Consider the following 19,203-nt stretch of genomic DNA (forward strand, 5'->3'; position numbering starts at 1 on the left):
AGATCAACGTTCTCTACGCCATCCTGCGCGACCAACGCCCCTACGAGGCCCGGCCACCTCTTCGTCTCGTAGCTTGACAACAGCATTAGGCAGCGTCCGGCGCCGGGACCCGCGTAGCCCTCCGCCCGGCGCCTGCCGCGCCGCGCACCTCCAGCCCGTCGAGGAGCCGTCGGGTGGCGTCCGCTATCTCGTCCACGGCGCGCTCGAACACCTCCCGGTTGTGGGCAGCGGGCGCACGGAACCCGGACACCTTGCGCACGAACTGCAGGGCTGCGGCCCTGATGTCCTCCTCAGTGGCTTCTTCGGGGAGGACGGGCGGTCGGAGGGTCTTGATGCTGCGGCACATGCCTCCAGTGTGAACCACACCACTGACAACCCCCGCGAACCGGCGCCAGGCGGGCGCAGAACCGAACGGGACCGGGCAGGACCGGGCGGGACCCGGTGCCGGACGGGGAGACGCCCCCGGACCTTCGTACGTCAGGCGGCGTCGGCGACGGACCCCGCCCCACCGGACCCGACGGCCGCCGCCCACTCCACCAGCAACTGCTGGTAGCGGGCTTCGTCCCCGGCGGACAGCCGCTTCCCCGACCGCTCCCAGAGCGCACGAATCTCCGCATTCACCACGGCAGCGGACCGCACGGAACCAAGCTCGCGAACGTTGGGGGACATACCCATAAGGCTACGGGGCAGGACCGACATTCGTGACCGGTACGGCGGCTCGGTGACGGATACCACTCCCGCGAATGCCAGGTTCATATGCCGAATATGGCGTCGGTCACACGGGGCGAACCTCCCATCACTGCCCAGAGTTTGCGCAAAGAGTGACGCCACCCGACCCCTCCGGGACGGCTTGCAGGTGACCCGACGTGACTCGCCAGTACGTACGACGCGATGACACTCGGAGATCAAAGATTGCAAACATCTCGAGGGAATTCCTGTAACCGCCTGGTCGCTGTCCGCCAGATATTCATCGTCAGGCGCCTCCACGTTTCGCGGTACGGAACCGCTTTGCTGTCCGCACGAGCAATGAAGCTCCCGGCGCCCGGGCGTGTGTCAACCGCGGGGATCCGAGCGCCGACCGACCGCCGACGATGGGACTGCACCGAAGTGAAGTTCGACGAAGCCGCCCTCGTGCTGGCCTCAGCGGCCGCCGCGAGGGCGTACGCGCCCGATGTCCGGGCGCTCATGCGGCGCCTGCTCGGCGCGGGCGTACGCGTGGGAACCGCCACCCTGATCGACCAGCACCACCCCGCACTTCCGACGGCACTCCCCGATGCCGGCGGGCCCGACGACGGAGGCCGCGCGTGAGCAGCCAGCAGTCCGACGACGGGAACAGGCGCGCGATGCTGGGGCTCGTCAACTCCATGCCACCGCCCTTCCGGGCGTTCCACACCCAGTACCACCGGCCGTACTTCGAATACGCGCGCATCCAACTGGGCGACTGGAAGGCGGCCGACGAACTCGTCCACGGCACGTTCCTCTATCTGGCCTTCAACTGGCAGCACTTCACCCGACAGGGAAACGTCGAGGCCGACGCCTGGGCCCTGCACAAAGAGCGGGTGGCCACCGAACTGACCGTCACGGGACGCCCGTCCGCCGGCCCCGAGACACTGGCGTTCGCCCGAGCGATACGTGCTGCCACGGACGCCGTCATGGGCACCTTCCGCGAACACTTCCGTGCACAGGTCGACGAACTGGAGCACAGCATCGGTCTCTACCGGGCGATGACCCGTCTCCCGGAGCGACAGTTCGACGTGGTCCTCCTGCGCTACGCGTTGGGCTACACCACGAAGCACACGGCAGCGGTCATGGGCATCACCCCGGCCACCGTGCGGACGTTGCGCTGCAACGCGAAACGTCGGCTGGCGGCCGAGCTGTCCCTGGACGTGGAAGTGGACATCGACGATGAGGAGTGACATCCCTATGCCACGCGGCCCCCGCGACGTCGAGGAGGCCCTCGCCAGAGCCCGGGTCTTCGAGGGCGACTACTCGCGCGAACAACTCGAGGCCTCACGCCGACGGTTGGCGCAGGACCTCGCCGACGCGCGCTGGGTGCAGCTCCTCTCCGGCGGCGCGTCCCCGTGGGCGCGCCCCGGCGTGGGGCTCCACGAACAGGCCAGGAACCGCTTGTGGTCGCTCTCCCAGAACGTCATCACCAACCGGGAGGCCGCCGGGTACATCGCCCGCTTCGAGGACGACCGCGATCCCGGCGGAGCACTCGCCTTCGCCTGCCTGCTCGACCTGGCCGACGCGGAGGAAGGCGCCCAGTTCTGGTGGCAGTTCGCAGCCGGCGCGGGCAACGCCACCAGCGCGCTCTGCCTCCACCTGCTGCACCTGCGCCGCGGCGAGATGCGGGATGCGCAGAACTGGGCCGCCCAGATCGCCGCGCTGGAGACGGACGCCCGTGACCAGTTCAGGCCCGTGCCGCACGCAGCCCTCGATCCGGGAGCCGCACGGGGCGGCGTCACGGCGCGCTTCGGGGCGGCGGACGACGACGCCTTCGTGCCGGAGGACGCCGTCCGGGCCACGGTCGACCACCTGGACGCGGACGAACTCGACGGCTTCGGCACCATCCCCCGGCCGAGCGCCGCGCTCGCTGGTCAGGTGAAGGACCTGGTCACGGTGGCGCGTTGAGAAACCCGTGGCACCGGCCAGCCCGGGCCACGGGGCACCGCGATCAACGGGCCACCGGTCGCTCCGGGACGGCGGAGCGCCCGGTAACCCGTCGCCCCACTCAGCAGCGAGGGTCCGGACACGCCGCGGGAGGGGCAAACGGGCCACTGGCGGCCCGGACTACGGGACGCCGCCGTGGACCGACCGCCACCCGGCGGCCGGCTCCGAGCAGTCGGCTGCCGCGGCCCCGCGGGTGGTCGCGGCGACACCGCCCCGTCCTTCCTCGACGACCTCGACGACCTCGACGACGGCCTGCGCGGCGACCCCACGGGACTGGACACCGCCGTCCGTCGCACACCCCGGCAGCCCGCCGAGAACCCGACCTCCCGTACCACCCCCTCGGCTACGTTGGGGGCATGACGCACACCCTCCGCCCGGACGCCCCCTGGCAGCCGGGCGCTCCCGGAGTGCTCCGTCTGCCCTCTGGCCGCCTGGTCCGCGGCCGCGCCCTGCGCCGCCCCCTCCCGTCCGGTCCCACACCCACGTACGCGGTCCATCTGCTGGGCAAACGGCCTCCCGAGGTCCCGTGGGAGTCGCACTGGCTCCGCTGGCACGACTTCCACCTGCCGCATGACCCCGCCCAGGCCCACGAGGTCCTGCGGGAGGCGTGGACGCGTGCGGGCACCGGCCGCGTCGAGGTCGCCTGCGGTGGCGGTCGGGGGCGCACCGGCACGGCACTGGCCTGCCTCGCCGTCCTGGACGGTGTGGCTCCCGACACGGCGGTGTCGTTCGTGCGGAGGCATTACCACCCGCGGGCCGTCGAGGTGCCGTGGCAGAAGCGGTACGTCCGCCGGTTCGACCGCGGGCCCGAGGACCGGGCACCCTGAACGCCCCCGGCGGCACCGGGTGTCCGCCCCGCGGCCCCGTTGCCGCACGACGATCCCCGTGGCCCGGGCGCGCGGCACCGGTCGGCCACGTGCAGCGGTGCTCGCGAACCTTCAGCCGGACGTGACCGAAGTGCCGCGGCCGTACCCACGGGAGGTGAGCCGGTGCGGGAAGTGCACCGGAAGCCGATTCCGGAGAGCGTTGTGGTCGGATCACGTTGCACGTGCGGTTGCGGTACCTCCTCCTTCGAGATCGACACGAGCCGGGGTGGAGACGGCGCCGAACAGTACGGGGACGGTCGAGGCGGTCGCGGCGCGGCCCGTGACCGAGCCCGGGAGCGCCCGGGAGGGATCCTGCTCTTCACCGAGGGCGACGACCTGTCGTGCGGGAGATCTGCTCGTGGAGCGACGACACCGAGGTGACCCTGGCCGCCGCAGGACGCCGACTCCCGCACTCGTGATCCCCGGTGCACCCGGCCTCGGTCCGGAGGCGGTCGGTGGTCGAACGGGGCACCGCACGGACGCCGATCTCCTTCGCGGTGGCGGCTCGCCGGGAAACGGCTCCGACGGTGCTGCGTCCCGTCGCGGTGGCTGAGGAATCGGGCGCGGGCCCGCGCCCGTCGATGCGCTGTACGGGCGGGACGTACCCCGGTTCCGGCGGTCCCTGTCGGTCACCGTGCTGCTGCCGAATCGACGACTTCCCGTCCGCGGAGGGCCCGTGCTGCTGGCGCTTCCCCGCACGTGCCGGACCGGGGTTTGCAGAACGCGCGGCACGAGTGGCGCGGGAGTCGCCGCCGGTTGAGGTGCTCGCGAAGAGGTGGGTGCCCAGGAGGCGCGTTCGGCAAGCTCGTGCGGTACCGGTTCACCCTGACGGACGAGGCGGGCCCCCGGCACATGTGCGCGCGTGACGCCGACACGCCGGATGCCAGTTCCCGACCAAACGATTTTTCCCTACATGAGGTGCCTTTGGTGATGGCTCGGACTTTCCAGAGCATTTCGGATGTCAACATCAACGAGTCCGACCCAGGCAGGCGCATCAGGCACCTGCCGTGAAAGGAGTACGGAATGCGCGTTTCCCGTCTTGCCGCCGCGCTGGGCGTCGCCGCCACCGTCCTGCTGTGCGGAGCCACCGGCGCGAGCGCCGCCACCCTGCCCTCGGTGGTGTCTCACGCCGTGCACGACCGCGGTCACGGCCACAACGACGACCGCGGGGGCCGTTGGGACCACCACCGCGGGAACCACCGGCACGACGGCCGCTGGGGCCACCACCGCCGGGACCACCGGCACGACGGCCGCTGGGGCCACCACCGCCGGGACCACCGGCACGACGGCCGCTGGGGCCACCACCGCTGGGACCGCTGGGGTCACAACCACCGCTGACCTTCTCGGGAGTGCCCTTCCGCCCTGCGGGAGGGCACCCCTCCCGGCGTCTTCCGTGCGCCCTCGGCCACATGACTGAAGAGTCGGGTACTTCCGTGGCTGGTTCCGCTCCGATCCGGCCGCCTCTCACGGCAGTGAGTCCGCCAGCCACTGCACCACCCGCAGCACCAACCATGGGGCCCAGGCCTCCGGTTCAGCACCGGCGGCCTGGGCCTTCGGCGTGCCTCGTGCCGGTGGGCGCGGGCAGTGGCGAAGCCGACATCCGCTGACGAGTCGGCCTGGCCCGCCGCCTCCCCTGCTGGGAGCGCCCGGCGTCATCGGCCCCTTACGACTGGCCCGCACCGCTGCCCGGAGGCGCCCGCCGATCCTTCGAAAGCCCCCGGCCTCCGCCAACACCGCATGAACCACTTCCGGTTGGTCCACACAGCTCGGACGTCGCGGCCGAGCCGTGGGCAGTGCACGCTGCGCCGAGGAGAACGACCGCACGACTGCCGTGAACGCTCGCTCCCCGAGCCGGACGGCGCCCTGAGGGGTCCGTACGTCCCCGCCCCGAACCGTGCAAACGGAGCCGGTGGAAGGCAAAATGCGTCGACGGCACCCCTCCGCACCCGGCACAGTGGTCGCCCATGACGAGCAGTGAGCTGTGGACCCGTGCGACGGCGGACCGCTACGACACCGAGGAGACCGAGATGTCCTCGGCCGCCGTTCTCGGACCGACTCTCGCCTTCCTCACCGAGCTCGCCGGAGACGGCCCGGCACTGGAGTTCGCCATCGGAACCGGACGCGTGGGCGTTCCCCTCCGAGAACGCGGCGTGCCGGTAGTGGGCATCGAACTGTCCGAACACATGGCAGCGGTCCTGCGGCGCAAGATCGACGAGGGCACGCTCCCGGTCGCTATCGGGGACATGGCGACGACCGTCGTCCCCGGCGAATTCACCCTGGTCTACCTCGTGTACAACACCATCACGAACCTGCTCACGCAGGACGAACAGGTCGAGTGCTTCCGCAACGCCGCACGTCATCTGGGGCCCGGCGGCCGGTTCGTCATCGAGGTGGGCGTGCCCCCGCTGCGGTTCCTGCCGCCCGGCCAGGTCGCAGTGCCGTTCGACGTCTCCGAGCAGCATCTCGGCTTCGACACCTTCGACCTGGTCGAGCAGGTTCTCGTCTCGCACCACTTCACCCGCGACGGTGACGACGGCCACTACCGCCGCGGCAACTCCCGGCACCGGTACGCCTGGCCGGCGGAGCTCGACCTGATGGCCAGGCTCGCCGGGCTCGAGCTGGAACGGCGCGTCGCGGACTGGGAAGGGACGCCGTTCACCCAGGATTCCGCGAAGCACATCTCCGTGTGGCGCAAGCCGACCTGAGGCCGGGTGGCTAGCCTCTCGATCTGGCACGCCTCGGGCACGGAAGGGGAGAGCGCGACACGCTCTCCCCCAACGTCGTCGACTTGCTCTCCGCCCCCGGCACGACGTGTGCCGGGCCGAACGGAACGGGGGTGCTACTCCGGCTGCGTCACCGTCAGCGCCCATCGAATCGTCTGCGCCGAAGCGTCGACTGCCACGGAGAAGGAGCCGGGGCGGACTACTCCGGCTTCCATGGTCAGGGAGCCGACCCCGGCAGCCGCGATGGGGCAATCAACCGTAAACGCTGCTACCTCTACCTGCTGCGACTCCATCGTCACCCGTACGCTACCGCCGCCTTCGCATGCCACCGTAAGAACGGTCGGCAGCCCCTGGTGCGCACCACCCGACACGACGCCGCCGTCTCCCGTTCGTTCCTCTACCCACACCAGGCCGTCGGGTCCAGGATGTGGCAGCAGGACATCCCCCTCCGCGGCAGCGGTCCCCGCGCCTGCGACCGCTAACCCGAAAGTTGCCAGCGTTGTCATAGCCAGAGCCACTTTGGTAGGCCTCACTCAAGCTCCCCTGTCGGTCCTTCGTGGAGCCCACAGCATGCTCGACGAGAGGCTCGGGGGCATGAGTACCCGTACTCATGCCCCGGCCGACGAGGACGGCTTGCCGCGCCATGTCGGTGGAATCCCGACGGCCCGCAAGCGCCACCGAGTAGGTCCTGGGGAAGCGGAAGCTCCACCTGCCGGTGCACGCTCCACCCCCATGGCGTTGATGCACCGTCTCTCCACATATGTCGAGCTCACCTTTGCAGCACCGACTCCGAAGTGCCCGACTTGGGTCACGCTTCCTTTCAGCCCGATGCGTCGTTGTCCGTCCGGATCGCTACGATGCTGCGCCGCCACCTCGGCAGCACAGGAAGCACCACGATGGAACCGGAAGAAATCGCTGAACTCCGCACCATGTACGTCTTCACCCCGCCGAGTGAGCAGAGTTGGGGCCTGACATACGAGAGCCTGGCAGCCAAACTGCGTGCGCGGAATCCCGAGGAGTTCATCCGCATCGACGACGGCTCCGACGGACCTGTCAGCGGATCGTCGATGCACTTCGGCATCACCCTGGACGACGAGCAGATGAAGGGCATGGCACTGCTGTCACCCGAGGGCGTGTCTGTCAAGGACTGCACTGTGCACTCGGCGGCCAGGTTTGCCGTCTGGCTCAGGAACAACGTGGTACCGGCCGGCATGACCGTCATGTTCAACACGGAGTGGGGCCTCGAGGCCGAACTTCCGGACACGCCCGTCCCGGATGCCACCCGCCCGCGCATCGCCGCTGCCTTCGCGTCGCACCTAGAGGAGACCGGGGACCTCGACTGAACCTCGCAGATCTGCGAGCCCGCTCGCCAGCACGCCGCCCTATACCCGTTCCTCAGCAGCTCGGCCGCGAACGCCGCCACGTCCTCCGCGGAATTCTCTGTCGGCCGAAACGAATTCAGCCGCCGCATGCAAGCCCTCGAAACGGCCGGCGAGATCGTCGACCCAAGAGCCGCACAGATCGATCGACTCAAAGCCAACGTGGGCGAACTCAAGGCACGGGTCGTCGAACGCAACATGCAAAACCCCGAGTTGACCGAGTTCAAGCAGCGAGCACTCTTTCGCATCGCCGCACAACGTCAGGAGATCGAGCGCCTACGTGCTCGGATCGGAGCAGAAAACAAGGTCACTCCGCTACCGAGGCAACCAGCGCTAGGCACGATCGGCTCCTGCAGTCGACGTCCCACGGACACGGCAGCCGAGAAACATCCGTATCTTCAGCGGTTTCTGGCGCGGCCAGAGGGGCACTCGCGCTGTTCTGCCAGCGGTGAACCTCGGCTCGACCGGGCTCGACGATCACTACTGTCCAGTCTCATGACGACGGTTACAACGCGCACGGTCGAGTACATGGCCGACGGTCTGACGATGATCGGGCACCTCGCACTCCCGGCCGGTATCGACCGCAGGCCCGCGGTGCTGCTTGGACCCGAGGGCCCGGGGCTCAGCGACGTCGAGCGCCGCCGGGCCGATGCCCTCGCCGAATTGGGGTACGTGACGCTGGCCTTCGACCTCCACGGCGGGCGCTATGTGGGCGACCCCGAGGAGATGCTGGCCCGTTGCATGCCGTTGCTCGCCGACCCCGACCGGATGCGGGGCATCGGCCACGCGGCGCTCGACGAGCTGCGCGCCGAACCGCGGATCGACCCCGACCGGATCGCCGCCGTCGGCTACGGCACCGGCGGCGCGATCGCGCTGGAACTCGGGCGCGACGGCGTCAACCTGCGCGCGATCGGGACCGTCAACGGGCTGACCACGGGCCGGCCGGGCGAGGCGGCGCGCATCCGCTGCCCGGTGTGGGCCGGGGTCGGGTCGGAAGACCCGATCATGCCGCCCGCGCAACGGGACGCATTCACAGCCGAGATGCAGGCCGCGGGCGTCGACTGGCGCCTCGTGGTCTACGGCGGAGCCCTGCACGCCTTCCACCATCCGCCGGTCGACCACACCGTACTCCCTGGCGTCGCATACCACCCACGGCATGCGCAGCGAGCCTGGCACGACGTCGTCGACCTGCTCGCCGAGTGCCTGCCCGTGACGGAGTGATCTGGTCAGTCCAAACTCGGGCATCCGCTGACCAGCGCTTACCGGTCAGCAGAAGCTTCGTCTGACCGACCGAAGGATGCGCAACGGATGTTCCTCGAGCCCCGACACCACGAGGGACCGACGAGCAGCCGGCAGCCGGCAGCCGGCCGTGGCCCTCGGGCTGCGCCGTGGGGAGGTTCTGGGGCTGCGCTGGTCGGACATCAACCTGGAGCGACGCACGCTCACCGTGCGGAACCAGACCCAGCGAGTACGGAACAAGCTGTACGCGGACTCCACGAAGAACCGCCGGCCCCGCGTCCTCCCGCTCCCCCTCATGTGCGTGCCGCCGCTGCGCTGGCAGCACCTCCGGCAGGCCGCACAGCGGGACACACCGGGGCAGGGCTGGCAGGACGGTGACTACGTCTTTACGACCCGTACCGGCTACACGGTCGAGCCGATGAACCTCAGCCGCTCGTTCCAGCGCATCACGGAGGCGGCGGGGCTCCCCCGGATCCGGCTGCACGACGCCCGGCACGGGTGCGCCACCCTCCTGTTCGCCGTAGGAGTGCCGGCGCGGGTGGTGATGGAGATCCTGGGGCACTCGCAGATCGCCGTCACGATGAAGGTCCACACTCACGTCTCCGACGAGCGCCGGAGGGAGGCGATGGGGCACATGGACCGGCTGCTCCGTCGGCGCCGTCGCGAGTGAGACTGCCGTCAATCATTACCGTTAAAGGCCCCCGCAGCGAGCCGCTGCCGGGGCCTTTGCACTGGTGGGCGCGGACGGTTTCGAACCGCCGACATCTGCTTTGTAAGTTCGCCCGATGGCGGCTGAGTACCCTGGCGGCCCCGGCGACGGCTGCCGCCCACAGCCCTCCGAGACTGCCTCTGTGCGCCGATGTTGATGTCAGCAATGGATGTCAGATCACGGGTTCAGCATCTGCTCGCCAGCCGCCCTGCGTGGTCGTGCAATGACTTCCGCGGCACGCCTGTCAGCTGCATGCTTTTGCTCGATGGAGTCCCGCAGCTCCGCAGGGGTCGGCCATGGTGCACGCCGGTGGATCATTCGATGGCAGTTGGCACATATGAGGGCGAGATCGCTGAGCTTGGTCCGCCCTTCGCCTGCTTCGTGCAACGGCACGACGTGATGGCACTCAATGTACCCAGCACCGCGGTCACCGTAGACTTCCTCGAAGTCGAACCCGCACGCCTCGCATGCCAGCCGTCCACCACGCTGAATCACGGAAGCAATCTTCTTCTTCCGCAGGCTCTTGTTCCGCTCGCGAGCCTGATGCCGTCGCATCAGCAACCGCCCCTCAGGGGCGCTGTAGTCGTCGTCGAACTCCTCGTCCTCAGTCGGCGCAAGGCTCTGCAGTTCGCCGGCCGCGATGCCCTGCCGGATGAGCCGAGCGACCTCTGTCATCTCGTGAGGCCGGGCAAGAAACTCCATCAGCACCGCAACGTCGAGGGCGCCGCCGTTGGTGGGCTTACCCTGGTACTCCGGATGCCGCGTGGCGATGTCGAACGTCTTGCGCGCCACTCCGTTGGGGTTGCGGAACTTCTCGTTGCGCTCTGCCTCGGCGTGGAGGGGAAGCAACTGGAGCAGGCCTGACAGCTCGACCACCCTGCCATCCTGAGCGTCCAGCCCCTTCCAACCGTTCTCCATCACGAGCTGACAGGCGAGGATGACTTCGTCCCGAGCCCAGTCGGGGTTCTTCACGGTCTTGACCTGGAAACCAGCCCGCTTCAGCCACGCCGCGGCGTGCTCCTTGCCGCCACTGAACTCGTCAGGCTTGAGGACTCGCCCCTGATCCCACAGGTGCGCCACGCCTGCTATGGCCTTGGAGTCGTACTCCCGCCCGTCGTGCGCCATGACGTACGAGCGAGCCTCGCCGAAGCCATACTTCGCCAGGAATGCATCCCGTCCCAACTCGTCGTACTCCGCGATGGCCTTGAGCACGGATCCCCGTGTAATTGCTCCTCTGCGCATGTCGGCAGCGTACGGCCCCCCGCTGACGGTCACTTGCCATCCGGCGCAACCAATGCTGGGCACTGTGCACCCGGTCATGCGCCGGATGCTCTCTTGCGCGGCTCACACCCCAGCCTGCACGGTTTCGTTGAATGCTGCTCGGCACTCAGGTGCCACATGGGGGAAGGGCGGTGCCATGGCAACCGTGACAGGGTGGCCCGAGGGGGCCTTCGGCGACGCAGCAGGCCCGTTGGTCGGCCTGATCCCCGCCAGCTTGGTTCGAGCTCATGCCCGAGCGCGTAGCGGCCACGAGGGAGTACAAACCCAGACGCTCGAGGCATACGGACACGGCTTGTACGCCGCGCAGTATGAGGAACTGGAAGTGGGCCTCGCCTCACTTCCCGCGGCTACGCCTGTGCGCTTACAGGGACGAACGCTCATGGTCCTTGGCGACCACGTGATCTATCCGCTCCGCTACCGCGAAGAAGGACGTCCCCGTCACGGCGGCACGACTGCGCCGCGCCACAGGCTTCCGAGCCGACCTCATACGCCGGCACGGCCCCGAGCCGATGCAACAAGCCTTCGAACTGGGCCTCGACGAGCTGGACGAACAAGAACCCCACCCCGACCTCTTCCTTTTGTCAGAGGACGTCAAGCTCGTGCTCATCGCCTATGCCTGCTCCATGACTCAGGGCGTCATGCGCATCGAGTGGGGCTCCGCCGAACTGCGCCGCGAGGACCGCTACCTCATTTGGCACCGCCCTGGGGTCGTACTGGAGCGGGCGGAACCAGCTTGTCCGCCCATGAACAACCAGACGACGCGGATACGCCGTCCTGGCCCGCTTAAGGCGATGGGCGACGCCGGCCGACGAGAGGGACGGAGCCTGTACGAGGCCAAGGCTTTGAGGTCTGTGCTCATCCTTGTCGGGTCGGTCAGGGGCATGATCCACCTCAATCGCTCCGGCATACTCGCGGATGAACGGTTCGCTGAGGTCCACCTCTGATCGCCTCGGTACGTTGCTGTTGGTGTCGGCCACTGATGTCATCTCGGCCCTAGTAGTGCTTGGTCGGGTTGGTGCGCGGGTGGGTATGTCGCGGCGGCAGGTGGGGCAGGCGCCGGTCCAGGTTGCGAGGAGTGTCTGCGGCTCGCGGACGACCTGGTACAGGCTCAGGCCGGCGCCGTGTCTTTTGGGGCCCGGGTCAGTCGTTGCAGGGTGCAGAAGGCGTGCGCGACGGAGACGAGGGTGACGTGGTGGTGCCAGCCGCCCCAGGTGCGGCCCTCGAAGTGGGCCAGGCCCAGGGCCTGCTTCATCTCCCGGTAGTCGTGCTCGATGCGCCAGCGGAGCTTGGCCAGGCGGACCAGTGTGGTCAGCGGGGTGTCGGAGGGCAGGTCGGACAGCCAGAACTGGATGGGCTCGGCCTCGACGGCGGGCCACTGGGCCAGCAGCCAGCACTCGGGCAGTTCCGGGCCGTCGGCGGCTTGGCGGATCTCGCGTCCGGCGGGCCGGACCCGTAAGGCCACGAAGCGGGAGTACATGCGCTTGACCCCGCGGCGGCCGGTGCCCGGCCGGGATCCCTCCCGCCACTGCACCGGCCGTGCGGCCTTCCTGCCCGCCTCGATGACCAGATCTTTCACTGGCCGGGCAGGGTCGGGGTACTTCGCCACCGGTGGGCGTCCGGTCCCGGAGTACGGCTCGCATACCGGGCCTGCGTCGGCGGGTTGTGCCGACATGGTGGTGGAGATCCCCACCACGTAATTCAGGCCGCGGGCCTGCAGTCCGTGCCGGAAGGCCGCGCAGTCGCCGTATCCGGCGTCCGCGACGGCCAGCGGCACATCGATCCCCCAGGAGCGGGTCTCATCGAGCATGTCCAGGGCCAGCTGCCACTTCTCGACATGACCGACGTCGTCGGGGATGCCGCAGGCAGCGCGACGGGCCACCTTGCCGGGGTCGGCTTTCGGTGAGGTGGGGTCCCAGGTCTGAGGCAGGAACAGCCGCCAGTTGACCGCCGTCGAGGCGTGGTCGGACGCGAGGTGGAGCGAGACGCCGACCTGGCAGTTGGTGACCTTGCCCGCGGTGCCGGTGTACTGCTGCGACACGCACGCCGAGGCCGTCCCGTCCTTCAGGAAGCCGGTGTCGTCGAAGACCACGGCCTTCGGCCTGATCGCCACCTCCATCCGCCAGGCCAGCTGGGCCCGGATATGCGCCGGGTCCCAGGGACTGGTGGTGATGAAATTGGCCAGGGCCTGACGGTTGCCGTCAGCCCCGAGCCGGGCGGCCATCGGCTCGATGGACTTGCGCCGCCCGTCGGTCAGCAATCCCCGCAGGTAGACCTGCCCCCACCGGCGCTGGTCCTTGCGCGCGAACGGCTCGAACACCTCCGCCGCAAACGCCTCCAACTCGCCACGCAACAAACCAATCTCGTCCGGAGTCACACACTCCCAACGTCACACCCAGCCCAAAGGACACGCACCACCACAACCGACCTGACCAAGCACTACTAGTAGTGCTTGGTCAGGTCGGTATCGGTTCTGGCATGTTGCGGTGACAGGTGGGGCAGGCGCCGGTCCAGACCGCGAGGAGTAGCTGCAGTTCGCGGGCGACCTGGTAGAGGCTCAGGCCGGCGCCGTCTCTTTTGGGGACCGGGTGATGCGCTGAAGGGTGCAAAAGGCGTGGGCGACGGAGACGAGGGTGACGTGGTGGTGCCAGCCTCTCCAGGTGCGGCCTTCGAAGTGGGCCAGGCCCAGGGCCTGCTTCATCTCGCGGTAGTCGTGCTCGATGCGCCAGCGTAGTTTCGCGGTGCGCACGAGTGTGGCCAGCGCCGTGTCGGCGGGCAGGTTGGACAGCCAGAACTGGACGGGTTCGGGCTGGTCGGCGGGCCATTCGGCCAGCAGCCAGCAGACGGGCAGTTCCGGGCCGTCGCAGGCTTTGCGGATCTCGCGTCCGGCGGGCCGCACGCGCAGGGCCACGAAGCGGGAGTACATGCGCTTGACGCCGCTGCGGCCGCTGCCCGGGCGGGAGCCTTCCCGCCACTGCACCGGCCGGGCTGTCTGCTTGCCGGCCTCGAGGACCAGCTTCTTCACCGTCCTGGCCGCCTCGGGATAAACCGGCTGGGGCCGAGGGCCGCGACCGCCGTAGGGCGGGGTATGCGGCCGTGCCGATTCCGGGTGGGCGGTGGTCGTGGTGGAGATGCCGACCGCGTAGCCGAGCCCGCGTTCTTCCAGGCCCAGCCGGAAGGCTGCGGTATCGCCGTAACCGCCGTCGGCGACGACGATCGGGACGTCGATGCCCCACGACCTGGTCTCGTCGATCATGTCCAGGGCCAGCTGCCACTTCTCGACGTGTCCGACGTCGGTGGGGATGCCGCACGTGGTGCGGCGGGCCACCTTGCCCGGATCGGCCTTGGACGAGGCGGGATCCCAGCTCTCGGGCAGGAACAGACGCCAGTCGACAGCAGCCGACGCGTCGTCGGAGGCCAGGTGCAGGGACACCCCGGCCTGACAGTTGGTGACCTTGCCCGCGGTGCCGGTGTACTGCCGGGCCACACACGCCGAGGCGTCCCCGTCCTTGAGGAAGCCTGTGTCATCCACGATCAGCGCGGTCGGCTTGACCACCTGCTGCATCCGCCAGGCCAGGCGGGCGCGGACATGCGCCGCGTCCCACGGACTGGTGGTGATGAAGTTCGCCAGGGCCTGCCGGTTGCCGTCCTCGCCCAGGCGGGCGGCCATCGGTTCCACCGACTTGCGCCGCCCGTCCAGCAGCAGGCCCCGCAGATAGACCGTTCCCCACCGGCGTTGATCCGCCCGCGCGAACGGCTCGAACATCTCTGCCGCGAAGTCCTCCAGATCACACCGGACCGCGGCAAGCTCCCCACTCATCACAACAGGTCAACGGAACAAGCGATCAAACGGACACGCCACCGGCGAGTGAACCTGACCAAGCACTACTAGGGGCTTGACAGGAGAGAAGGGGGGATCCGCTTTCCAGTGGATCGCCTTCGGCCTTATGCCCGCGCCAGCGGTGCTCTACGTCACTGTTCACGAGTGGCGAGCATGAGGCCACGCCCCAGTAGTTCTGATCCCGATCACAATCGGGAGCGCGTCCGGCCGGCCGTAAGTGAGGATGCGGGTGAGTGCCTCCATCATGCGCGCTGTGTCTGCGGCCGGTGCACGTAGGACTGCCTCGACCACCGGGTCCTCCAGGAATAGGGCTTCCAGGGAATCGGGGTTGAACGTGACCCGCAGGACGTCCCCTTCCAGCTCGACCGTGCGCACACATCCATACGCGGTGCCCTGGTCGGGGGTGACAACGCAGTACGAGTCGCAGCCGTTGCGAATGTTCTGCGCATCGGGTTCCTCGAAGCCGCACTGGAACTCAAGCGCGAAGCTCTCTCCACCTTCTGACTCGGCAACCCCGGCAGTCAGGGCATAGATGTCTGGCCCCGGCTCGTGCCACCCATAGGCGATGTCCGCAGTAAATCTGTAGGTCACACGTGTGTTCTACCAGGGTCTGCAACGGCCGATACCATGAGGTCGGTGGAGCGGCTTTGGGCGGGAGCTGCCATGGGGCGAGAGATCATGACCCCACCCGCAGCCCTGGCTGCATAACCCCGCTGTCACCCGATCATGCAGCAGTCCCGTCGGCTTCGATCGGCTTCGGGTGACACTGGAGCGTGTGGGCGCGGGACGCCACCGTGATCGGCATGTACGCCCCTTCGCCACGGTGTCCCGCCCGGCCGCGGCTACCGGCTGCACCTCTTCCTGGAGCGCCTCGGCCCGCTTCGCGTCGAGGTCCCCGACAGCGGCGACGGCACCCCCGCCCTCCACACCCCGGACGGCGAATCCGGCCGGGGTCTCCTCCTCGTCGAGGCCCTGGCCGACCACTGGGGCGTCAGCGAACGCAGACCGGGCGAGACCGTCTGGTGAGATTTCGGCTGACAACTCCCGGCGAACGAACGGAATGCGCTGGCCACAGCTGCACATACCGTACGTCTCGCACCGGAGTTGACTGGATGCAGGTGCCTCGTGACAGAGTTGCTGGCGTGAATTGATCAGCTTGTGGCCCATGTGCCGCCGCCACAACCACTGAAATCCACACACACCACCAGAACCGGTCGAACGGGGGAACGGGATGTCCTGGAACGAGTGGGAAGAGCTCAAGGCCGAAGCCGTTCAGCGGAACTCGACGCAGATGCAGCTCAACCGGCTTCCCGACGACCCCGGCACCGGTAAAGGCCCTTCGTCCGCGGACCTGGTGGTGCACGACGACGCGCTGGGCGCGCTCGGCAACCTCGCCTACGACCTGCGGGAACAGTTCCGCGTCGCGGCGGACCACGCCCGGCCGGCCACCTTCAAGGCCTCCGTGGACCTCTTCAACGGTGGCCTGGATCTCGGCGCGGCGCTCACCGAGATGCACGACGCCTGGAACACCCAGCAGCAGGCGCTCAAGGAGGCCTGCGCCCACATCTCCAACCACCTGGACTTCACCAAGGCGCAGCACGCGAAGGACGAGGTGCACATCGCCACCGCCATGCGCGACGCGACGGGCGAACTGATGACCGTGTCACGGCTGAACGACCTGCTGAAGTAGAACGAACGGGGACGGACACTCATGGCTGCGCACACGATGACCGTGGACGAACTGCGGGACCTGCGCCTGGGCACGCTCGACAGCGCCATCACCGACTGGCGGACCATGTCCGGGAAGCTGGAGCGGCTGGCCACCGGCGGCGACGACGGGGCCAGTGCCTCGGACCTGGCGACGAAGGCCAACGCGGCCGACTGGAAGGGCGACAACGCCACGGTGACGCGGAGCTTCGTCACCAAGACCGCCCGGCAGTTCTCGGACGCGGCAGCCGAGGCCAAGAGCGTCCTGGCGATCCTGAGCGGCGCCCACACCGCGTTCACCCAGCACAAGGCGGACCTGCAGACCGCTGTCGACGACCTGGCCAAGCGCAACATCTACGTCAACGGCAAGGGCGGCGTGGTCGCCTCCGTCCCGCCTCCGATGGTCGCGGGCGACGCCGACATCCACGAGCCGACGGACACGGAACTCGAGGTCGCCCAGGCCAGGATCGACAAGATCCTGGGCGAGGCGAGCGAGACCGACCGCATCGCCGCCCGGGCGCTGCGCCAACTCGCGTCGAACAAGTACGACTTCGCCGGCGAGGGCTCCGAAAGCCTGAAGAACGCCGACGCCGAGCAGGGCAGGGCCGACGCCGAGTACTGGCGCCGGGAGATCGCCAAGGGCCACGTCGACGAGTGGAGCCAGGAGAAGCTGGCCCGCTTCAACGAGGTCCTCGAGTACCAGAAGGACAACCCGGCCTTCACCGAGACCCTGGCCGTCGGTCTGGGCGCCGACGGCACCCTGCAGTTCTGGCGCGACCTCGCCGATCCGGGCCAGGGACACACCCCGGACGGCGCCCGCGCCAAGCTCCTCGGCGACGTCCAGGAAAACCTCAGCATGTCCCTGGCCAACGCCTCGCACAGCAACTCGCCGGAGATGGAGGCCTGGAAGAAGGACGTCATCGCGGCTGGCAGCAAGCAGTTCGGCCACGAGGGCATCCTGGTGAAGCCGTACGGCTTCCAGATCATGAGCAACCTCATGGTCAAGGGCAAGTTCGACAGCGACTTCCTCGACGACTACGGCAAGGCGCTGTACGACTTCGAGAAGGGGAAGCACTACGACCCCGCCTCCATCTGGGGCAACCCGCTCATCGCCTCCCAGCTCGACTACACCGCGCAGGACGCGGACGGCGAGCACGGCGGCCCGGGCAGCGACCCGATGGCCGGCTACCTCAAGGCCGTCTCCCACAACCCGGAGTTCGCCACCGAGCTGTTCAACCGCGAGGAGATGGCCGACTACCTCCTCACCGAGCGCGAGTACTACGACGAGGACGACCCGTACGGCAAGGGCGACGGGACCGTCCAGTCCCGCGACGCCCTGGGCAAGGCGATGCTGGCGGCCGGCACCGGCCTGAACCCCGACGAGCCGCACGTCCTGGAGTCCTACGAGCACACCGACGCCCAGCGGGACGCCTTCACCGGCGCGATGAGCCGCCTGGCCGCGCAGCGCGATGACTTCCCGCCCGAGCTGCGGGACGACATGGCGCTGCTCCTCGGCAACTACGGCGAGGACGTGCACATGACGGCGAGCTCGGGCGACCCCAGCGAAGGCCCGCTGAGGTACAAGGAGCTCCTCGAGGTGTCCAAGCAGGTGTCACGGGACCAGAACAGCTACGGCCTGCTCATGGAGGGCGTGAACCAGGCGATCGTCACCGACATCCATGCCGAGCACAAGGGCGATCCCATGGAGGAACTGGTCCGGGCGGGCCAGACCGTCGGATTCATGGAGACGGTGCGAAGCCAGGCGATCGACACCGACAAGGGGGACGCCTCCTGGCCTGCCAAGTGGGGCTATCACGTGATCGGCGGTGCAGCCAACTTCATCCCTGTGGTGGGCGACGCGGTGCAGCGCGGGGTGGACGCCGGTGCCTATGCCTGGCAGCTGGAGGAGCAGAAGCGCATCGACGGCGAGATCTCCGACGCGAAGGGCAATAACTTCGCCCTCCGGCAGACGTATCTGAAGGCGCTTGCCCAGGAGTGGATGGATGCCAATCCCGACCACAAGTGGTCGAACGAAGACGACGAATACCTCGTGCGAAAGGAGTTGGGGGCGGCTGCCTTCGACGGCAACGACACCGCCAACGGGACTGTAGGGGCGTGACGGTAGTGATGAGAAGGATGCATGCTCGCAGGTACCGGTGGGCTGGGCTGTTGCTGGTCTCGCTCCTCGGAGTTTCCAGCTGCGCTGGATCATCTTCGTACGAGATCCCCGAGACGCTGTGCGGTCGGTCGGTTGATGCGGCCTCGCTGAGGCCGCTCCTGCCGGATGGTAAGGAAATCAAGGGGCAGGTGCAGGAAAGTGAAGAAAAGAGCGCGATGTGCGTCGTCGTCATTGACGGGCGCGGTGTTCTCTTCATCGAGGAGTTCCGGGACCAGGGAAAGTTCGACGTGCTCGAACACATGAAGGAAAGCCAACTCTCGAAGAAGCCGGCGAAGTCCTACGTTCCGGGAGATTCCGTCATTGCCGACGGAAATTTCGTCTCCATGAACCCTTGTCCGGCTCGTGGTGACAAGAGCAACTACATCCTCGACGTCTTCCTGGAAGGCGACGCTGCGGACACCAAGAAGCTCCGCAAGGAGCTTGAGACGTTCGCCGCTTCCTACCTCCCGGAGGGCCTCAAGAAGATGGGGTGCGTCACGTAGACCTGATGGTGCCTCGCTCCTGGTGCGGCGGCATGCTGCGGGGATGAGGGAATCGGTGACGGCGACGTCGATGTTGCGGGATGGTGGGAAGACGAGCGGGATGAGTGCGGATTCCGTCTCCGTCCCC

General features: G+C 68.4%; 20 protein-coding genes and 1 pseudogene. 15 read left to right on the top strand and 6 right to left on the bottom strand.

The window, feature by feature from the left end; translation table 11 throughout:
* Nucleotides 1-85: 85 nt before the first annotated feature.
* A complete protein-coding gene (locus ACFXOM_RS18045; RefSeq protein ID WP_384937059.1) occupies nt 86-346 on the bottom strand; it encodes a DUF2277 domain-containing protein in 261 nt (86 codons plus the stop codon).
* A gap of 131 nt (nt 347-477) precedes the next feature.
* Nucleotides 478-669, bottom strand: a complete 192-nt coding sequence (locus ACFXOM_RS18050; RefSeq protein ID WP_384937061.1) for a hypothetical protein — start codon at nt 667-669, stop codon at nt 478-480.
* A 438-nt stretch (nt 670-1,107) separates the two neighbouring features.
* Between ACFXOM_RS18050 and ACFXOM_RS18055 the strand changes: the two genes are divergently transcribed.
* The 10 genes from ACFXOM_RS18055 (at nt 1,108) to ACFXOM_RS18100 (ending at nt 9,550) form a co-directional block, all read left to right on the top strand.
* Nucleotides 1,108-1,308 (top strand): hypothetical protein, encoded by a 201-nt coding sequence (locus ACFXOM_RS18055; protein ID WP_384937064.1) that lies wholly within the window; start codon nt 1,108-1,110, stop codon nt 1,306-1,308.
* On the top strand, nt 1,305-1,916 hold the full coding sequence (locus tag ACFXOM_RS18060; RefSeq protein WP_384937067.1) for an RNA polymerase sigma factor: 612 nt from the start codon (nt 1,305-1,307) through the stop codon (nt 1,914-1,916). The genes ACFXOM_RS18055 and ACFXOM_RS18060 overlap by 4 nt, the downstream gene beginning before the upstream one ends.
* 7 nt (nt 1,917-1,923) lie before the next feature.
* Nucleotides 1,924-2,634, top strand: a complete 711-nt coding sequence (locus ACFXOM_RS18065; RefSeq protein ID WP_384937070.1) for a hypothetical protein — start codon at nt 1,924-1,926, stop codon at nt 2,632-2,634.
* Between the two features lie 174 nt (nt 2,635-2,808).
* Nucleotides 2,809-3,033 carry a hypothetical protein gene (locus tag ACFXOM_RS18070; protein WP_384937073.1) on the top strand — a complete coding sequence of 75 codons (225 nt, stop codon included), beginning with the start codon at nt 2,809-2,811 and terminating at the stop codon, nt 3,031-3,033.
* Complete coding sequence (locus tag ACFXOM_RS18075; protein WP_384937076.1) at nt 3,030-3,500, top strand: protein-tyrosine phosphatase family protein; 471 nt, start codon at nt 3,030-3,032, stop codon at nt 3,498-3,500. Before ACFXOM_RS18070 ends, ACFXOM_RS18075 begins: the two co-directional genes overlap by 4 nt.
* 1,062 nt (nt 3,501-4,562) lie before the next feature.
* Nucleotides 4,563-4,877 (top strand): hypothetical protein, encoded by a 315-nt coding sequence (locus tag ACFXOM_RS18080; protein ID WP_384937079.1) that lies wholly within the window; start codon nt 4,563-4,565, stop codon nt 4,875-4,877.
* Nucleotides 4,878-5,503: 626 nt separating this feature from the next.
* Nucleotides 5,504-6,244: a class I SAM-dependent DNA methyltransferase gene (locus ACFXOM_RS18085; protein WP_385038434.1), complete on the top strand. Its 741-nt coding sequence runs from the start codon at nt 5,504-5,506 to the stop codon at nt 6,242-6,244.
* A gap of 914 nt (nt 6,245-7,158) precedes the next feature.
* Nucleotides 7,159-7,605: a hypothetical protein gene (locus tag ACFXOM_RS18090; RefSeq protein WP_384948978.1), complete on the top strand. Its 447-nt coding sequence runs from the start codon at nt 7,159-7,161 to the stop codon at nt 7,603-7,605.
* A 531-nt stretch (nt 7,606-8,136) separates the two neighbouring features.
* A complete protein-coding gene (locus tag ACFXOM_RS18095; RefSeq protein WP_384937085.1) occupies nt 8,137-8,862 on the top strand; it encodes a dienelactone hydrolase family protein in 726 nt (241 codons plus the stop codon).
* Between the two features lie 76 nt (nt 8,863-8,938).
* Nucleotides 8,939-9,550: a tyrosine-type recombinase/integrase gene (locus ACFXOM_RS18100; RefSeq protein ID WP_384948983.1), complete on the top strand. Its 612-nt coding sequence runs from the start codon at nt 8,939-8,941 to the stop codon at nt 9,548-9,550.
* Nucleotides 9,551-9,766: 216 nt separating this feature from the next.
* On the opposite strand, the gene ACFXOM_RS18105 is transcribed toward ACFXOM_RS18100, so the two are convergent.
* Nucleotides 9,767-10,831 carry an HNH endonuclease gene (locus ACFXOM_RS18105; protein ID WP_385038437.1) on the bottom strand — a complete coding sequence of 355 codons (1,065 nt, stop codon included), beginning with the start codon at nt 10,829-10,831 and terminating at the stop codon, nt 9,767-9,769.
* A 548-nt stretch (nt 10,832-11,379) separates the two neighbouring features.
* On the opposite strand from ACFXOM_RS18105, the gene ACFXOM_RS18110 reads away from it, so the two are divergent.
* Nucleotides 11,380-11,814 carry a hypothetical protein gene (locus ACFXOM_RS18110; RefSeq protein ID WP_384948988.1) on the top strand — a complete coding sequence of 145 codons (435 nt, stop codon included), beginning with the start codon at nt 11,380-11,382 and terminating at the stop codon, nt 11,812-11,814.
* 164 nt (nt 11,815-11,978) lie between these two features.
* Here ACFXOM_RS18110 and ACFXOM_RS18115 read toward each other — a convergent pair whose 3' ends face one another.
* From ACFXOM_RS18115 to ACFXOM_RS18125, 3 genes are all read right to left on the bottom strand, one after another.
* Nucleotides 11,979-13,244: an IS701 family transposase gene (locus ACFXOM_RS18115; protein WP_385038439.1), complete on the bottom strand. Its 1,266-nt coding sequence runs from the start codon at nt 13,242-13,244 to the stop codon at nt 11,979-11,981.
* 180 nt (nt 13,245-13,424) lie between these two features.
* Nucleotides 13,425-14,687 carry an IS701 family transposase gene (locus tag ACFXOM_RS18120; protein WP_385038442.1) on the bottom strand — a complete coding sequence of 421 codons (1,263 nt, stop codon included), beginning with the start codon at nt 14,685-14,687 and terminating at the stop codon, nt 13,425-13,427.
* Nucleotides 14,688-14,846: 159 nt separating this feature from the next.
* Nucleotides 14,847-15,299, bottom strand: coding sequence for an Imm10 family immunity protein (locus ACFXOM_RS18125; protein WP_385038445.1), 453 nt, complete (start codon nt 15,297-15,299; stop codon nt 14,847-14,849).
* Between the two features lie 210 nt (nt 15,300-15,509).
* On the opposite strand from ACFXOM_RS18125, the pseudogene ACFXOM_RS18130 reads away from it, so the two are divergent.
* The 4 genes and pseudogenes from ACFXOM_RS18130 to ACFXOM_RS18145 form a co-directional block, all read left to right on the top strand.
* Nucleotides 15,510-15,734, top strand: a pseudogene (locus ACFXOM_RS18130) (ATP-binding protein); the annotation flags it as partial.
* 205 nt (nt 15,735-15,939) lie between these two features.
* Complete coding sequence (locus tag ACFXOM_RS18135) at nt 15,940-16,398, top strand: hypothetical protein (protein WP_384937088.1); 459 nt, start codon at nt 15,940-15,942, stop codon at nt 16,396-16,398.
* Between the two features lie 21 nt (nt 16,399-16,419).
* Complete coding sequence (locus ACFXOM_RS18140) at nt 16,420-18,534, top strand: hypothetical protein (protein WP_384937090.1); 2,115 nt, start codon at nt 16,420-16,422, stop codon at nt 18,532-18,534.
* Nucleotides 18,531-19,076, top strand: a complete 546-nt coding sequence (locus ACFXOM_RS18145) for a hypothetical protein (protein ID WP_385038447.1) — start codon at nt 18,531-18,533, stop codon at nt 19,074-19,076. The genes ACFXOM_RS18140 and ACFXOM_RS18145 overlap by 4 nt, the downstream gene beginning before the upstream one ends.
* Nucleotides 19,077-19,203: the final 127 nt, after the last annotated feature.

This window comes from Streptomyces sp. NPDC059169 (genome assembly GCF_042755225.1).
In the GTDB taxonomy this organism is placed as follows: Bacteria; Actinomycetota; Actinomycetes; order Streptomycetales; family Streptomycetaceae; genus Streptomyces.

Coding starts and splice junctions, on each gene's coding strand:
- ACFXOM_RS18075 (WP_384937076.1), top strand. CDS start 3,030: ATGACGCACACCCTCCGCCCGGACGCCCCCTGGCAGCCGGGCGCTCCC.
- ACFXOM_RS18105 (WP_385038437.1), bottom strand. CDS start 10,831: ATGCGCAGAGGAGCAATTACACGGGGATCCGTGCTCAAGGCCATCGCG.
- ACFXOM_RS18050 (WP_384937061.1), bottom strand. CDS start 669: ATGTCCCCCAACGTTCGCGAGCTTGGTTCCGTGCGGTCCGCTGCCGTG.
- ACFXOM_RS18110 (WP_384948988.1), top strand. CDS start 11,380: ATGCAACAAGCCTTCGAACTGGGCCTCGACGAGCTGGACGAACAAGAA.
- ACFXOM_RS18090 (WP_384948978.1), top strand. CDS start 7,159: ATGGAACCGGAAGAAATCGCTGAACTCCGCACCATGTACGTCTTCACC.
- ACFXOM_RS18140 (WP_384937090.1), top strand. CDS start 16,420: ATGGCTGCGCACACGATGACCGTGGACGAACTGCGGGACCTGCGCCTG.
- ACFXOM_RS18100 (WP_384948983.1), top strand. CDS start 8,939: ATGCGCAACGGATGTTCCTCGAGCCCCGACACCACGAGGGACCGACGA.
- ACFXOM_RS18095 (WP_384937085.1), top strand. CDS start 8,137: ATGACGACGGTTACAACGCGCACGGTCGAGTACATGGCCGACGGTCTG.
- ACFXOM_RS18080 (WP_384937079.1), top strand. CDS start 4,563: ATGCGCGTTTCCCGTCTTGCCGCCGCGCTGGGCGTCGCCGCCACCGTC.
- ACFXOM_RS18085 (WP_385038434.1), top strand. CDS start 5,504: ATGACGAGCAGTGAGCTGTGGACCCGTGCGACGGCGGACCGCTACGAC.
- ACFXOM_RS18120 (WP_385038442.1), bottom strand. CDS start 14,687: ATGAGTGGGGAGCTTGCCGCGGTCCGGTGTGATCTGGAGGACTTCGCG.
- ACFXOM_RS18065 (WP_384937070.1), top strand. CDS start 1,924: ATGCCACGCGGCCCCCGCGACGTCGAGGAGGCCCTCGCCAGAGCCCGG.
- ACFXOM_RS18045 (WP_384937059.1), bottom strand. CDS start 346: ATGTGCCGCAGCATCAAGACCCTCCGACCGCCCGTCCTCCCCGAAGAA.
- ACFXOM_RS18135 (WP_384937088.1), top strand. CDS start 15,940: ATGTCCTGGAACGAGTGGGAAGAGCTCAAGGCCGAAGCCGTTCAGCGG.